14 protein-coding genes are annotated in these 14545 nt (G+C 63.7%); 6 read left to right on the forward strand and 8 right to left on the reverse strand.

Features of this window, described 5'->3' with window-relative positions:
- Positions 1-192 precede the first annotated feature (192 nt).
- The 4 genes from CQ12_RS03400 to CQ12_RS03415 all read right to left on the reverse strand — a co-directional run bounded on the left by CQ12_RS03400 (position 193) and on the right by CQ12_RS03415 (position 6207).
- Positions 193-3351 carry a multidrug efflux RND transporter permease subunit gene (locus CQ12_RS03400; RefSeq protein WP_057833959.1) on the reverse strand — a complete coding sequence of 1053 codons (3159 nt, stop codon included), beginning with the start codon at positions 3349-3351 and terminating at the stop codon, positions 193-195.
- 9 nt (positions 3352-3360) lie between these two features.
- Positions 3361-4569: an efflux RND transporter periplasmic adaptor subunit gene (locus CQ12_RS03405; protein WP_198164059.1), complete on the reverse strand. Its 1209-nt coding sequence runs from the start codon at positions 4567-4569 to the stop codon at positions 3361-3363.
- Positions 4570-4899: 330 nt separating this feature from the next.
- The gene (locus CQ12_RS03410) at positions 4900-5925 is read right to left on the reverse strand and encodes an SAM-dependent methyltransferase (protein ID WP_057833977.1); all 1026 of its coding nucleotides are present in this window, start codon (positions 5923-5925) and stop codon (positions 4900-4902) included.
- A gap of 78 nt (positions 5926-6003) precedes the next feature.
- Positions 6004-6207 carry a hypothetical protein gene (locus tag CQ12_RS03415; RefSeq protein ID WP_057833960.1) on the reverse strand — a complete coding sequence of 68 codons (204 nt, stop codon included), beginning with the start codon at positions 6205-6207 and terminating at the stop codon, positions 6004-6006.
- Between the two features lie 173 nt (positions 6208-6380).
- Here CQ12_RS03415 and CQ12_RS03420 point away from each other — a divergent pair, with 173 nt between their 5' ends.
- The 4 genes from CQ12_RS03420 to CQ12_RS03435 all read left to right on the forward strand — a co-directional run bounded on the left by CQ12_RS03420 (position 6381) and on the right by CQ12_RS03435 (position 9233).
- Positions 6381-7373 (forward strand): hypothetical protein, encoded by a 993-nt coding sequence (locus CQ12_RS03420; protein ID WP_057833978.1) that lies wholly within the window; start codon positions 6381-6383, stop codon positions 7371-7373.
- 47 nt (positions 7374-7420) lie between these two features.
- Entirely contained in the window at positions 7421-8449 is a 1029-nt protein-coding gene (locus CQ12_RS03425) for a peptidoglycan -binding protein (protein WP_057833961.1), read from the forward strand.
- Positions 8449-8898: a GNAT family N-acetyltransferase gene (locus CQ12_RS03430; RefSeq protein WP_057833962.1), complete on the forward strand. Its 450-nt coding sequence runs from the start codon at positions 8449-8451 to the stop codon at positions 8896-8898. Before CQ12_RS03425 ends, CQ12_RS03430 begins: the two co-directional genes overlap by 1 nt.
- A 77-nt stretch (positions 8899-8975) precedes the next feature.
- A complete protein-coding gene (locus CQ12_RS03435; RefSeq protein ID WP_057833979.1) occupies positions 8976-9233 on the forward strand; it encodes a hypothetical protein in 258 nt (85 codons plus the stop codon).
- A 177-nt stretch (positions 9234-9410) separates the two neighbouring features.
- Here the strand turns inward: CQ12_RS03435 and CQ12_RS03440 are convergent, their stop codons facing one another.
- Positions 9411-9611 carry a hypothetical protein gene (locus CQ12_RS03440; protein ID WP_057833980.1) on the reverse strand — a complete coding sequence of 67 codons (201 nt, stop codon included), beginning with the start codon at positions 9609-9611 and terminating at the stop codon, positions 9411-9413.
- 81 nt (positions 9612-9692) lie between these two features.
- Positions 9693-11549 (reverse strand): ABC transporter ATP-binding protein/permease, encoded by a 1857-nt coding sequence (locus CQ12_RS03445; RefSeq protein WP_057833963.1) that lies wholly within the window; start codon positions 11547-11549, stop codon positions 9693-9695.
- A gap of 179 nt (positions 11550-11728) precedes the next feature.
- Between CQ12_RS03445 and rpmE the strand changes: the two genes are divergently transcribed.
- Positions 11729-11956: a 50S ribosomal protein L31 gene (rpmE, locus tag CQ12_RS03450; RefSeq protein ID WP_057833964.1), complete on the forward strand. Its 228-nt coding sequence runs from the start codon at positions 11729-11731 to the stop codon at positions 11954-11956.
- 181 nt (positions 11957-12137) lie between these two features.
- Here rpmE and rcdA read toward each other — a convergent pair whose 3' ends face one another.
- Positions 12138-12650, reverse strand: a complete 513-nt coding sequence (gene rcdA, locus CQ12_RS03455; RefSeq protein WP_057833965.1) for a protease adaptor protein RcdA — start codon at positions 12648-12650, stop codon at positions 12138-12140.
- Positions 12651-13148: 498 nt separating this feature from the next.
- A complete protein-coding gene (locus CQ12_RS03460; RefSeq protein WP_057833966.1) occupies positions 13149-13340 on the reverse strand; it encodes a DUF1192 domain-containing protein in 192 nt (63 codons plus the stop codon).
- A 102-nt stretch (positions 13341-13442) separates the two neighbouring features.
- Here CQ12_RS03460 and CQ12_RS03465 point away from each other — a divergent pair, with 102 nt between their 5' ends.
- Positions 13443-14441 (forward strand): NAD(P)H-quinone oxidoreductase, encoded by a 999-nt coding sequence (locus CQ12_RS03465; RefSeq protein ID WP_057833967.1) that lies wholly within the window; start codon positions 13443-13445, stop codon positions 14439-14441.
- Positions 14442-14545: the final 104 nt, after the last annotated feature.

The following is a 14545-nucleotide window of genomic DNA, read 5'->3' on the forward strand; positions in this document are numbered from 1 at the left end:
GCAGACGTGAAGAAAACCCTTGCCAACCAGGAGCCGTCCACACATGGCCCATAGCGTCGTCGTTTCGTTGCTCTGCAGCGGCATGTTGGCTATCGGCGGACTCTGCTGCGGCGTCAGCCCATCAAATTGATGAGTTCAAGGACTGGATACATCGGCCGCGTCTGCTCCAGGGGGCACGAAGCTTGACAGCGTCTAAGGCTTCGCCGGCGCCGGTGGCCCATGCGGCTCGCTCACGGCTGCCGTCTCCTCCACCTTCTCACGATCTCCCGCCAGCACGCGCTGCACGGTGACGAAGAACACCGGCACCATCAGCAGCGCCAGGATCACGACCGCGATCATGCCGCCCATGACGCTGGTCCCGAGCGCCTGCTGGCTGGCGCCGCCGGCGCCGGTGGCGATGGCCATCGGCAAGACGCCGCAGACGAAGGCGAGGCCGGTCATCAGGATCGGGCGGAAGCGCAGCGAGCACGCCTCGATCGTCGCCTCGACCAGGGGCTTGCCCTGCGCGCGCAGATCCTTGGCGAATTCGATGATGAGGATGGCGTCTTTCGCCGCGAGGCCGATGATGGTGATCAGGCCGACGGTGAAATAGACGTCGTTCGGCAGGCCACGCATCATGGCGGCAATCACCGCGCCGCAGATGCCGAGCGGCACCGTGAGCAGAACCGCGAGCGGAATGGTCCAGCTTTCATAGAGCGCGGCGAGCAGCAGGAACACCACCAGCACCGAGAGGCCAAGCAGGAACGGCGCCTGCGAGCCCGACAGCTTTTCCTGCAATGACTGCCCGGTCCATTCGAAACCGAAGCCGCGCGGCAGCCTGCCCGCGAGCCGCTCCATCTCCGCGATGGCATCGCCGGACGTGAAGCCAGGCTTGGCTTCGCCGGAGATGCGTACGGCGGGATAGTAGTTGAAGCCCGCTATCTGCGTCGGCCCCTTCGACCACTGCACCGTGGCGAAAGCGGAGAACGGCACCAGCTGGCCGCGGCTGTTCTTGACGTTGTAATTGAGGATGTCGTCGGCGTTCATGCGGCTGGTGCGATCGGCCTGCACGATGACGCGCTGCATCCGCCCGCGGTTCGGGAAGTCGTTGATGTAGTTCGAGCCGAGATTGGTCGAGATCGTCTGGTTGATGTCCTCGAAAGTGACGCCGAACGCGCCGGCCTTTTCGCGGTCGATCATCAGATTGACCTGCGGCGCCGGCGGCAGGCCCTCGACATAGACCTTCTGCAGCACGCGGCTGGCATTGGCTTCCGAGATCAGCCGATCGGCGGCGGCGACCAGCGCCGGATAGCCCTTCTGCCCGCGGTCCTGGAGGCGGAACGAGAAGCCCGAGGAATTGCCGAGATTGTCGATCGGCGGCGGCTGCAACGCCGAGATCTTGGCGTCGCGGATCGACGACAAATCGCGATTGATGTCGGCGACGATGGCGGCGGCGGAATCCTTCTTGCCACGCTCCGACCAGTCCTTCAGCGAGATGAAGGCCTGCGCGGTGTTCATGCCCTGGCCGAGGAAGCTGAAGCCAGTCAGGAACGTGACGTCCTCGACGCCGGCGCGCTCGCGCAGGTATTTCTCGACCTGCTCGACCGCCGCTTCCGTGCGGGCATAGGAGGAGTCCGAAGGCGTCTGCACGTCGGTGGTGATAAAGCCCTGGTCGTCGACCGGCAGGAAGCCGCCGGGCAGCCGGACGAAGGCCCAGCCGAGCCCGATCAGCAGCGCGGCGTAGATCAGCATCAGCCGCCCGGTGCGCTTCAGCGAGCCCTTCACCGTGCGCGTATAGCCGCCGCGGCTGCTCTCCAGCACGCGGTTGAACCAGCCGAACACGCCCTTGCGGGCATGGCCGTGACCGGCCTCGACCGGCTTCAGCAGCGTCGCGCACAAAGCCGGCGTCAGCGACAGCGCCAGCAGCGCCGAGAACGCAATGGCGGAAACCATGGTGACCGAGAACTGGCGATAGATGATGCCGACCGAACCCGGGAAGAACGCCATCGGCACGAACACGGCCATCAGCACCAGCGTGATGCCGATGATGGCGCTCGTGATCTGCGACATCGCCTTGCGGGTTGCTTCCTTCGGCGGCAGGCCCTCCTCCGCCATGATGCGCTCGACGTTCTCGACCACGACGATGGCGTCGTCGACGAGGATGCCGACCGCCAGCACCATGCCGAACATGGTCAGCATGTTGATGGAATAGCCGGCTGCCATCAGCATCGCGCAGGTGCCGAGCAGGGCCACCGGCACCACGATGGTCGGGATGATGGTGTAGCGGATGTTCTGCAGGAACAGGAACATCACGATGAAGACCAGCACCACCGCTTCGATCAGCGTCATCAGCACCTTGTTGATCGAGGCCTTGACGACGGGCGTGATGTTGTAGGGAATTTCATAGCCGATATTGGCCGGAAAGAACTTGGACAGTTCCTTCATCTTGGCTTCGACGGCGCTGGCGGTGGCGAGCGCGTTGCCGGTCGGCGACAGCAGCACCGAGAGACCCGCGGTCGGCTTGCCGTTCAGCCGCGTGTTGAACTGGTAACTCAAACCGCCGATCTCGATGCGCGCGACGTCGCGCAGCCGCACCGTCGATCCGTCCGCATTGGCGCGCAGCGTAATCGCGCCGAATTCGTCCGGCGACGAAAGCTGGCCCTTGACCAGCACCAGCGCGGAAATCTTCTGTTCCGGCGTGCTCGGCTCGGCGCCGACGCTGCCCGAGGCCACCTGTGCGTTCTGCGCTGAGATCGCCTTGTTGACGTCATCAGCAGTGAGGCCGTAGCCGACGAGCTTTGCCGGATCGATCCAGATTCGCAGCGAACGTTCGGTGGAATAGAGCGTGGCGCGGCCGACGCCGGGAATGCGCCTGATTTCGCCGAGCACGTTGCGGATCATGAAATCGCCGAGGCCGATTTCGTCGAGCGAGCCGTCGGTCGAGTTCAGCGTGATGATCTGCAGCACAGCCGAGGACGCTTCCTCGACCAGGATGCCCTGCTGGATCACGGCACGGGGAAGCCGCGCCTCGACGCGCTTGAGGCGGTTCTGCACTTCGACCGAGGCAGCACCCGTCTCCGTGCCGGGCACGAAGTTGGCGATGATTTCGACCTGCCCGAGCGAGTCCGAGGTGGATTCGAAATTGAGGATGCCGGAGGCGCCGTTGAGCTCCTCCTCGATCAGCCGGGTGACGCTGTTGTAGAGGTTTTCAGGCGACGCGCCGGGATAGCTGGTCGAGATCGAGATCGAGGGCGGCGCAATGATCGGATATTGCGCGACCGCCAGCAGCGGGATCGAGATCGCGCCAACCAGACAGATGAAAAGCGCGACGACCCAGGCGAAGATTGGCCTGTCAATGAAGAAACTAGGCATCTATCGATCTCAGCGTGACGTGTGCGTCGCCAGTGAGCCCGATACTGCACCAACCGAGGCATCCGCATCGATCCACGACGTCGCCTTGACCTTGTCGCCCGGCACGAACTTCTGGAACCCGTCGACGATGACGCGGTCGCCATCCTTCAGGCCCTCACTGATCAGCCAGACACCGTCCTGTGCCGGGCCGGTGCGAACCGGCTGTGCCGCCACGCGGCCGTCATCCTTGACCACGAAGACCTCGCTGCCGCCGCCGGCATCGCGCTGGATCGCCTGCTGCGGCACGGCGATGGCGTCGGAATCGATACCCTGCTCGATCAGCACACGGACATACATGCCCGGCAGCAATTCGCGATTTGGATTCGGAAACTGTCCGCGCAGCGTGACCTGCCCGGTATAGGCATCCACCTTGGCTTCGGAAAACAGCAGTTTGCCGGCGATCGGATAGACGGTTCCGTCGTCGAGCACGAGGCGGACCTTGGCCACGTCGGGCGCGATACGGTCGAGATCGCCGGCTTCGAGCGCGCGGCGCAGCTTGTTCATCTCCGAGACCGACTGGGTGAAGTCGGCGTAGATCGGATCGAGTTGCTGGATCGTGGCGAGACTGGTGGTCTCGTTCTGCACCACCAGCGCGCCTTCACTCACCAGGGCCGCGCCGACGACGCCGCTGATCGGCGCGCGGATCGTCGCGTAGTCCAGATTGAGCTTGGCACGCGCGACTTCGGCCCGGCGGCTGCCGACCTCGGCCTCCGCCTGACGCTGGGCCGCGATGGCCTTTTCATTCTCGGCCTCGGGCGCCGCGCGCTGGCTCGTCAGCGTGGCAATTCGCTTCGCATGTTGCGCGGCCAGATCGAACGCGGCATCGGCCTTGTCGAGCGCCGCCTCGCTCGCCTGCAATTCGACTTCGAACGGCTTGGGATCGATGCGATAGAGCGGATCTCCGGCCTTCACCTCGGTGCCCTGCTGGAACAGGCGCTCGACCACGATGCCGGAGACGCGCGCACGCACTTCGGAGACGCGGGTCGGCGCGATGCGGCCAGGCAATTCGCGGATGATGGCCCGCGACTGCGGGCGCACGGTAAAGGTTCCCACTTCAGGCTCGACTGCAGCTACCGGTGCCGCCGCGATGGCGGTCGGCTCCTTGCAGCCAGCCAATAGCGGCGTCATCGCAGCCAACATCAAAAAGATGAATGCCGATTGCGGTCGAAGTCCGGACATTGAAAGCATTGCCCCAGTTCAGGTTGGAAGGCGCGAATTGAACAATCGCGACATGGTCGTTACGAGATATTGGAACTCACGGTTGATGGATTACAGGATAGGGGCCACCTGTTGCGATGCAATACGCTATCGCGGCGGCCCAATGTCACACAACGCTATCGCCTTGAATCATCGCCGATTTTCTCAGACTCACTGGATTGTGAGCCGGGTTCCATCTCAGCAATTTGCGTTAATGCCCAACGCGAATCCCGGGAACATGTCGTTTGGTTGCACGCGATTGCACCAGATAACGAAACACGCGCCGTTAAGCATGATTCGGTTAATCGCTGCCTAATCCGCCGCGTTCATCCGGTACTGGCTGACGCCCCACTCGCTGCCGCCGGCGTAGCCGAACAGGCCCGCGGTGGCGAGCAGTAACCAGCGCCAGCGCCGCATCCACAGCGCGGACTCGCCGCCATAGACCCTGCGAAGCACGCGCTCGACCTCGTCGCGATGGGAATCGAAGTTCACCAGCCAGTCCTGCGCGGTGCGCTGATAATGCACGCCGCTCCAGCGCCATTCCTTTTCGACCCCGAAGACATCGGCATATTGCCGGATCAAATGATGGCTCGGTATCACACCGGTAAACAAATGTTGCGCGATCCAGTCCGCGCCGTCGGCGCGATTGAACAGATAGGCGCCGGAGCGGTGGGTGAAGATGTGCAGAAAGAAGCGGCCGTCGGGCTTCAGCCACGCGCGCAGCCGGACCATCAATTCGCGCCAGTTCATCATGCGCTCGAACATCTCGATGCAGAGGATGCGGTCGTATCGCGCTTCCGGCGCGAACAGGTTAACGTCCGATGTGATGACGCGCAGATTGGCCAAGCCGCGCCTTGCGGCTTCGCCCTCGATATACTCGCGCTGCGCGTTCGAATTGGAAACCGCCGTAACGCGGGAATGCGGGAACTGCCGCGCTATCCACAGTGACAGCGCCCCCCAGCCGCAGCCAAGTTCGAGGATCGACTGCCCATCGGCCAGATCGGCGTGTTCTACCGTCTGGCGCAGCGCCTCTTCCTCCGCCTCCTGCAATGTCGAGGCCGCCTCCCTGTAGAAGCAGCAGGAATATTTCCTGTTGGGACCGAGCACACGGGCGAAGAACGCGGCCGGCACCTCGCAAAGCTCGGCGTCGGCCCCATTGGCGTATCCGGTCAGCGCGCGCGCCGCCATTTCGTCGGCCAGCCAGGCGTCGCTTTCCGCGTTCCCGGTGGCGAGCTCGGTGGCGGTGCGTGAGCACAGCCGCTGGATCGCGGCCCGGATAATGGCATCGGGCAGCGGCACCCGCTCCGCAGTGCCCATGATGGTGGAGACGAACCTCATGACCACGCCCTCCGCGTTTGGCACGATCCTTTCGAAACAGGTCCTCACTTTTGTACTGATGCACCCCTCCGGCCCGAATCAGGCCGGCGGTGGTCGCGGGAAGAACGGGCCGGCGCGCAACTGACAGTCGCGACGGCGCCACGGCCGGGCAGCGGACGGGTGGCCGGCCCGGTCGGGGTGGCCGGTTCGCTGTTGCAGCACCCAGGCGCCCGACATCGGCGCCGAAAGCAATGCAGCAATGGCCACCGGCGCCGCGGGATATTCAGGATATAAGGCCGTCATGAAAAATCCCGGTTGGACATCGCGCAGTTCCAAAATACGCTGATGTCAAAGCCCGGTTTCGGGAAGAGGTTCCACGACCATGTGCCCGAAATCTCGGCTTCCAGCTTTTTTCTCCGGCTCGCTGTGCCATATTGGCCGCCAGCGCGGCTTTGGTAATGGATGACACCCCGCAAATGCCCTCAGGCCACCCCTCCCGCTCCGACATGGAGATCGAACTGAGCAAACTGTCCTCGCCCCGGATCTTCCTGGTGCGGATGCTGGTGTTCCTGGTGCTATGCGCGCTGATCATGGTTGTGCTCTACAAGCAGATCATCACAGCCTTCTTTGCCAATCCCGGCCTCAATGCGCTGATCGGTGGCGTGCTCCTGATCGGCATCATCCTGTCGTTCCGGCAGGTGATCCGGCTCTATCCGGAGGTGGCCTGGGTCAACAATTTCCGCATCGCCGATCCGGGGCTCGCGATCGATCGCCGTCCGACCTTGCTGGCGCCGATGGCGGCGATCCTCGGTGGCGAGCGCTCGGGGCGAATGACGATCTCGCAGCAGACCATGCGTCATTTGCTGGATTCGATCGCAACGCGGCTGGACGAAGCCCGCGATATTTCCCGCTACATGACCGGCCTGCTCGTCTTCCTTGGTCTGCTCGGCACCTTCTGGGGCCTCATCGAAACCGTCGGTTCCGTCGGCAAGGTGATCGACGGCCTGAAGGTCGGCGGCGATGCCGGCTCGCTGTTCGATACCCTGAAGGAGGGGCTGGCCGCGCCGCTCAGCGGCATGGGCATTTCGTTCTCGTCCTCGCTGTTCGGCCTTGCCGGTTCCCTGATCCTGGGCTTCCTCGACCTGCAGTCGAGCCAGGCGCAGAATCGCTTCTATACCGACCTCGAGGACTGGCTCGCCACCACCGTGCGCGAATATGGCGACGGGTCCGGCATGGGCGGTGAAATGCAGCATGCGATGGAACGCATCCGCGCGGCGGTCGAAGAGGGCGGCGGCAGCCGCAGCACCACGGCGGCGATGGCCAATCTCGCGGAGGCCATTCAGGGTCTGGTTGCCCATATGCGCACCGAGCAGCAGATGATCCGCGAATGGGCCGACGGCCAGGGCGAGCAGAACCGCGAGATCAAGAAACTTCTGGAGCGGATCGCCAAGCAGCCCGAGAAGAGCTGAAGTGGACTATTCGTGTCCCGTCCGGGACGCGGTATCGGAGATAATGAATGGCCCTCGCCCGCGCCCGCCGCAATGAATCCGGTTTCAACTACTGGCCGGGTTTCGTCGACGCGCTGTCGACGCTGGTGCTGTCGATCGTGTTCCTGCTGTCGGTGTTCCTGGTGGTGCAGTTCTTCCTGTCGCAGGAGGTCACCGGCAAGGACAAGGCGCTGGAGCAGCTCAACGCCAAGATCGCGCAGCTCAACGACCTCTTGTCGCTGGAAAAGCTAGGCAAGATCGCGCTCGACGACCAGGTCTCGCAACTGCGCGCCGGCCTTGCCGCCGCCGAAGGCGAACGCGACCGCGTCAAGGGACTTTACGAAGGACTGGCCGGCGCCGGCGGCGACGCCCAGGGCCGCGCCAGCGAACTCAACAAGGCGCTCGAATCCGAAAAGACCGTCTCCTCACGCGCACTCGCCCAGATCGAGGTGCTGAACCAGCAGATCAGCGCGCTGCGCCGCCAGCTCGCGGCGCTCGAGGAAGCGCTGGAAGCCTCCGAGAAGCGCGACAAGGAATCGCAAGGGAGGATCGCCGATCTCGGCCAGCGCCTGAACGTCGCACTGGCGCAGCGCGTGCAGGAATTGTCGCGCTACCGTTCGGAATTCTTCGGCCGCCTGCGCGCCATCCTGGGCAACCGCCCCGACATCCGCATCGTCGGCGACCGGTTTGTCTTCCAGTCGGAAGTTTTCTTCGATAGCGGCCAGGCGCTGTTGCTGCCCGAGGGCCGAGCCGAACTCGACAAGCTCGCCACCGCGCTGATGGATCTGGACAAGCAGATTCCGAGCGAAATCGGCTGGGTGCTGCGGGTCGACGGCCACACCGACATGCGGCCGATCAACTCGCCGCTGTTCAAGTCGAACTGGGAATTGTCGTCGGCGCGCGCCATCTCCGTGGTGCAGTATCTGGTCTCGCTCGGCGTGCCCGCGCAGCGGCTGGTCGCCGCCGGCTTCGCCGAATTCCAGCCGCTGGATTCAGCTCCCAACGAAGAAGCCTACAAGCGCAACCGCCGCATCGAGCTGAAGCTGACGGAACGGTAGTGGCTGCGGATTTCACACTCCGCCCCTATCGCGTCGAGGACGAGGGTGCTGCGATCGATCTGTGGCGGCTGACGTGGCAGCACGCCTACCCCGCAATCGATTTTGCCGCGCGCGTGCCGTGGTGGCGCGAGCGCTGGCGCAACGAACTCGTGCCAAATGCCGCGATCATCGTCGCCGAGCAGTCGGATGCGCTGATCGGCTTCGTGACCATCGACGGGAAAGGCTATCTCGACCAGCTCGTGGTCAGTCCCGATCACTGGGGCTCGAAACTCGCCACCGCATTGGTCGATGAAGCCAAGCGCCTGTCGCCATCGGGCGTCACGCTGCTGGTCAACAAGGACAACGTCCGGGCCATCCGCTTCTACGAACGCAACGGCTTTCAACATGCCGGCGAGGACGTGAACCCGACGTCGGGAAGGCCGGTGCTGAAAATGGCATGGCGACCGTGACATCGGTCACGGCCTGACGGGCAGGATCCTTTAGTCACTTGGGCGGTTACAGGCTCAAGCCCTGCGGAGGCGATCCGATGACGCTGACCGAATTGGCCAAGGGTTCTGCGACGTTCCTGGTGGTGATGGTCGCCGGGTTGCTGTCGACCGTCTACGTGGATCGTCAATTTGCGGCCGCCGCCGCACCTTCCGGCGCATCGCCTGGCTCGACGGCCGCCTGCGTCGACGCGGATGGCGGCTGGAAAAATTGGCCGTGGCCGAACGTCCCGGCGCTCTCGCCGAAATGTCGCGAGGGCATCAGGCCACACAGCCAAGGCGTGATCAGACCAGGTTAGATGAGTTTAGCCGCAACGCGCTTCACCTCTCTCGCTTACGGGGTCGAGACGAGCGAAGCTGCAGGGACTCTCCACTCGGGCAGTATCGCCTGCGGAGACACCTCCAACCCTCCCCCGCAAGCGGGAGAGGGAGCGCACCTGCTTCGTGGTCGCAATCAAATCCAATTTCATCATGCTCTAGACGCCGCGAATCAGTACCCCCGCCGTCAACACGACATAGGCGATGGCGAGTACGTCGAACACGCGCGACGGGGTGATGATGGGGATCGAGACATGGGCGTAGCGAACGAGCAGCGCGCACACCGCAAGGATGAGCGAAATCAGGAAGATAACAACCGAGGGAGGCGTCAGGGCAAAACCACCGCGGCGAAAGGGCATAATCATCTCCTGTTGAGCCGGCCGAACAAAAAGCACAGCGTTGCAACAGCAGGACGACGGTTTGAGTTCCCGCTAAATCGGCTACACGCCCTCGAATTGCAGCCGCGCCAATCGCGCGTAGAGCCCGTTGGCTGCAACCAGCTCGGCGTGCGTGCCCTGCTCGACGATCCGGCCCTGGTCCATCACCATGATGCGGTCGCAGGACAGGACGGTGGCGAGGCGATGGGCGATCACGAGCGTGGTGCGGTGGCGCATCAGTTCTTCCAGCGCGGTCTGCACCAGCGTCTCGCTTTCGGCATCGAGCGCGGAGGTTGCCTCGTCGAGCAGCAATAGCGGCGCGTCGCGCAGGATCGCACGCGCAATCGCGATGCGCTGGCGCTGGCCGCCGGACAGCGTCACGCCGCGCTCGCCGAGTTGCGCCTCGAATCCATTAGGCAGGCGGCGCAGGAATTCGGTGGCGTGCGCCAGATCGGCGGCGCGCTCGACTTCGGCATCGCTCGCATCCGGACGGCCGAAGCGGATGTTTTCGCGCGCGCTGGCCGCGAACACGACCGAGTCCTGCGGCACCAGCGCAATGCGCGAGCGCACGTCGACCGGATCGGCCGACTTGACCGGCACGCCATCGAGCGAAATCGTGCCGCGCGCGGGATCGTAGAAGCGCAGCAGCAGGTGAAACAGCGTGCTTTTGCCCGCCCCCGAGGGACCTACGATCGCGACCTTTTCACCGGCCTTGACCGAGAGCGATACATTGTCGATCGCGAGCACGTCCGGCCGCGCCGGATAGGCGAAGCTGACATTCTCGAACCCGACATCGCCGCGCGCCGGCTGCGGCAGCGCGACCGGCTGCGGCGGCGCCGTGATCTGCGATTTGACCCGCAGGATCTCGAACAATCGCTCGGCGGCGCCGGAGGCGGCCGAGACTTCGCCCCAGACCTCGCTGAGCTGACCGAGACCGGTGGCGGCGAATGCCGCATACAGCACGAACTGGCCGAGCCGGCCCGGCGTGATCTGGCCGGTCAGCACGTCGTGCGAGCCGACCCAGAGGATTGCGACCACGCTGGAGAACACGATGAAGATGATGATCAGCGTCAGCACCGCGCGCGCCCGCGTCGAGCTGCGCGCCGCCGCATAGGCCTGCTCGACCTCGCCGCCGAAGCGGGTCGTCGCCATCCGCTCGCTGGTATAGGCCTGCACGGTCCTGATCGCGCCGACCAATTCGGACGCATACGCACTGGCGTCCGCCAGCGTATCCTGGGCGGTACGCGACAGCCGTCGCACCCAGCGCCCGAACGCAACCAGCGGAATCACGATGATCGGGATCGCCAGCAGCACGAAGCCTGAAAGCTTCGGGCTCGTGATCACCATCATGGTGGCGGCGCCGATGAACAGCATCATGTTGCGCAGCGCGATCGAGACCGAGGCGCCAACGGCGGATTTGATCTGGGTGGTGTCGGCCGTCAGCCGCGACACCAGTTCGCCCGAGCGCGCGGAATCGAAAAAGGCCGGCGACAGCGAGACCAGATGCGCGAACACGTCGCGCCTGAGGTCGGCGACGATGCGCTCGCCGATCGTCATCACGAGGTAGTAGCGCGACGCACTGGCGGCGGCGAGCACCGCGACGACCGCGATCATGACGCTGAAATAGCTGTTGATCAGGGCGATGCCTTCGGGGCTGAAGCCGAAATCGATCATGCGCCGGACCGCGATCGGCACGATCAGCGTCGTGATCGCCGCAACCGTCAGCGAGATGAAGGCAAGCGCCGCGCGTCCCCGGTAGCGGGCGACATAGGGCGCCAGCGCCAGGAGCGGCCGCAGCTTTGCCCGGGTCTTGGTCGGCGACTGCGTCAACTGGCTCTCGATGAAGGCCTCTTCCTCGAGCAAGGCGTCGCGCCGCGGCGGCGCGGTTTTGACGTCTTCAAGCTGTTCCGCTGCGCTCATGAAATCCGACCGGTTTTGCCGCCCCCAGATAGGCCCGGCCGACCCCGCTGGCAAATCCGGGAGATTCCAATTGGCAAGGATACGTAGCTTGTTTTGGCGGCCGGCTTACGTTATAGAGCCGCCCAAATCCCGTACCCATTGCCAATTGAGACGGGCGCCGGCGCGCCGAAGGATATGCCATGAAAGCCGAAATTCATCCGAATTATCATACGATTACGGTCGTGATGACCGACGGGACCGAGTACCAGACCCGCTCCACCTGGGGCAAGGAAGGCGACAAGCTGAACCTCGATATCGACCCCAAGTCGCACCCGGCCTGGACCGGCGGCTCCCAGCAGATCCTCGACCGCGGCGGCCGAGTGTCGCGCTTCCAGAAGAAGTTTTCGGGTTTCCTCAAGAAGGACTGAGGGGTTTCGGACCCTCTCCCGTTCGCGCCCAGAATGCAAAACGCCCCGGTTTCCCGGGGCGTTTTTGTTTGGCATCCACCGATGTCATTCGGGGATGGTCCGAAGGACCAGACCCGGACTCTCGAGATTCCGGGTTCGATGCTACGCATCGCCCCGGAATGACGGTGGGACGTTTGAAAACTTACTGCTCGAACGCCGCCTTCAGGCGGTTGAGCTGCGGCACCAGCGGATTGCCGATCGGCGCACGTTCGGCCGATGGCGCGTGGATCGTGGTGTCGAGCCGGCGCACCCGCGTCTGCAGGCTCATCGAGCGCGCGATCAGATCCTGCAATTGCTGCGGCAGCTTTGCGATCATGTCCTCCGGGCCGGGATCGGCGGCCGTGAGCTTGACCTTGGTCTTTTCACGGTTGGCCTGGGTCAGCGTCATCTCGCCCTCCTTGACGGCGCGATGCAGCAAGAGCCAGGACGCCAGCTGCATCAGGCGGGTGGTGAGACGCATGCTTTCGGTTGCGTAAGTCAGGCTGACGGAACGTTCGAGCGCCTTGGCGTCGGTGCGGCCCTCGCCGTCGAGATAGGCAGCGGTCTCCTCGACCAGGTCCATGCCTTCCCGGAACAGGGTTCCGAATGCCGCCGAATTAGTCAGCCGCTCGCTAAACAGAACGAGCGCGGGTTCGCTTTGCGAACGATCCGCCATGGTTAACGCCCTCACGCCACTATTTGCCCCGCCGGCTGTGAACCCACCGGCTTATGATGAACAAATCATTGCTCGGGCGAGATCGAGAGTCCAGCGGCAACCGGATTTATGGTTTCCAGCGTATGGGGGCACTAAATAGCCGCGCTGCGCACAAAAAAGAGCCGCCGTTTCCGGCGGCTTTTGAAGTTGATAACAGGGAGGCGTCAAACAGAGTGGACAGGAGCCACTCGGTGTCCAAACGAGGACAATGACAGTCATAATCGAGAAAGCTTAATCCTTCGTAAATGAGCGAATTTTTTCATAGATTATTTGCCATGTCGGCCACTGGCCGAGCTATCCGTTTACTACAATGTCGTCGTCCCGGCGAAGGCCGGGACCCATACCCACCGGCGCTTGTGATTGAGAGAAGTCGGCCAATGGCCTGCCGCAAGATGGGCCGCGGCGTATGGGTCCCGGCCTTCGCCGGGACGACGTGGTGAGAGATCGCGTTCAAATATCTTACGACTTGAAAAAGCTGTTGGCGGCATCCTTCGACGCGCGCTTCTTGGTGACGGCCTCTTGCAGCCGCGCGATCTCAGAATTCATCAGCGCGATGCGCTCGGTCAATTCCTCGACCGACAGCAGCGACAGGTCCTGGCCGATCTCGTGGGAGATTTTCTTCCGGGGCTTGTCGTCATCCTCGATCGCCATGCGTTTCTCCGTGCTCTCTGCGGTTCCAGATGCGGTTGCCAGCCGCAGCCGGGCTGGCTAATCAGGGGCCGCCTTATTCTCAGCCTTTCGCAAGGACAAATCATGGAAAAGCTGCCTGCGCAAATGACCGTCATCGGCATCAGCAAGCCCGGTGGTCCCGAAGTGCTGTTGCCGGAAACCCGCAGCGTTCCGAAGCCCGGCCCGGGTGAGATCCTGGTCAAGGTGATGGCCGCCGGCGTCAACCGGCCCGACGTGGCGCAGCGCTCCGGCGCCTACCCGCCGCCGCCCGGCGCCAGCGACCTGCCCGGCCTCGAGATCGCCGGCGAAGTCGTTGCCCTCGGCGAAGGCGCGGCCAAGCACAAGCTCGGCGACAAGGTGATGTCGCTGGTGGCGGGCGGCGGCTACGCCCAATATTGCATCGCGCAGGATGCGCAGGCGATGGCGGTGCCCCCTTCGCTCTCGATCGAGGAAGCCGGCGCCATTCCGGAAACGCTGATGACCGTCTGGCATAATGTGTTCGAGCGCGGCGCGCTCAAACCGGGCGAAACACTTCTGATCCACGGCGGCTCGTCCGGCATCGGCACCATGGCGATCCAGCTTGCCAAAGCGTTCGGCTCGAAGGTGATCGTCACCGTCGGCTCGCAGGACAAGATCGACGCCTGCCTGAAACTCGGGGCCGACCGCGCGATCAACTACAAGACCGAGGACTTCGTCGCCGTGGTCAAGGCGGAGACCAACAATGTCGGCGCCAATTTGATCCTCGACATGGTCGCGGGCGACTATGTCGATCGCAACTATGACGCGGCCGCGGTCGATGGCCGTATCGTGCAAATTGCAACGCTCAACGGCCCCAAGGTCAGCGTCAACATTGCCAAGGTGATGGTGAAGCGGCTGACCCACACCGGCTCCACGCTGCGACCCCGTACTAATGCGGATAAGGCGGCGATGGTCGCTGCAATCGAGGCCAAGGTGATGCCACTATTGCACGAAGGACGCGTAAAACCGCTGATGGACAGCTCGTTTCCGCTGGAAAAAGCAGCCGACGCGCACCGGCGGATGGAGACCTCCGCACATATTGGCAAAATTGTGTTGGCGGTTTAACGGATCGAGAGCGAAGCGTGGGTGGAAACCCTTTGATTTGCTTCGCTTTCATGTCATTTATCGCGGCAGCGCCGACCCGTTCGCTGGGCCGGGAGAATCGTTGG

Source organism: Bradyrhizobium jicamae, from assembly GCF_001440395.1.
GTDB classification, from domain to species: Bacteria; Pseudomonadota; Alphaproteobacteria; order Rhizobiales; family Xanthobacteraceae; genus Bradyrhizobium; species Bradyrhizobium jicamae.

Bases quoted from the DNA above. Each gene is read 5' to 3' on its own strand.
- rpmE (WP_057833964.1), top strand. From the start codon at position 11,729: ATGAAAGCCGAAATTCATCCGAATTATCATACGATTACGGTCGTGATG.
- CQ12_RS03415 (WP_057833960.1), bottom strand. From the start codon at position 6,207: ATGACGGCCTTATATCCTGAATATCCCGCGGCGCCGGTGGCCATTGCT.
- CQ12_RS03465 (WP_057833967.1), top strand. From the start codon at position 13,443: ATGGAAAAGCTGCCTGCGCAAATGACCGTCATCGGCATCAGCAAGCCC.
- CQ12_RS03440 (WP_057833980.1), bottom strand. From the start codon at position 9,611: ATGCCCTTTCGCCGCGGTGGTTTTGCCCTGACGCCTCCCTCGGTTGTT.
- rcdA (WP_057833965.1), bottom strand. From the start codon at position 12,650: ATGGCGGATCGTTCGCAAAGCGAACCCGCGCTCGTTCTGTTTAGCGAG.
- CQ12_RS03420 (WP_057833978.1), top strand. From the start codon at position 6,381: ATGCCCTCAGGCCACCCCTCCCGCTCCGACATGGAGATCGAACTGAGC.
- CQ12_RS03410 (WP_057833977.1), bottom strand. From the start codon at position 5,925: ATGAGGTTCGTCTCCACCATCATGGGCACTGCGGAGCGGGTGCCGCTG.
- CQ12_RS03405 (WP_198164059.1), bottom strand. From the start codon at position 4,569: ATGTCCGGACTTCGACCGCAATCGGCATTCATCTTTTTGATGTTGGCT.
- CQ12_RS03400 (WP_057833959.1), bottom strand. From the start codon at position 3,351: ATGCCTAGTTTCTTCATTGACAGGCCAATCTTCGCCTGGGTCGTCGCG.
- CQ12_RS03435 (WP_057833979.1), top strand. From the start codon at position 8,976: ATGACGCTGACCGAATTGGCCAAGGGTTCTGCGACGTTCCTGGTGGTG.
- CQ12_RS03460 (WP_057833966.1), bottom strand. From the start codon at position 13,340: ATGGCGATCGAGGATGACGACAAGCCCCGGAAGAAAATCTCCCACGAG.
- CQ12_RS03445 (WP_057833963.1), bottom strand. From the start codon at position 11,549: ATGAGCGCAGCGGAACAGCTTGAAGACGTCAAAACCGCGCCGCCGCGG.
- CQ12_RS03425 (WP_057833961.1), top strand. From the start codon at position 7,421: ATGGCCCTCGCCCGCGCCCGCCGCAATGAATCCGGTTTCAACTACTGG.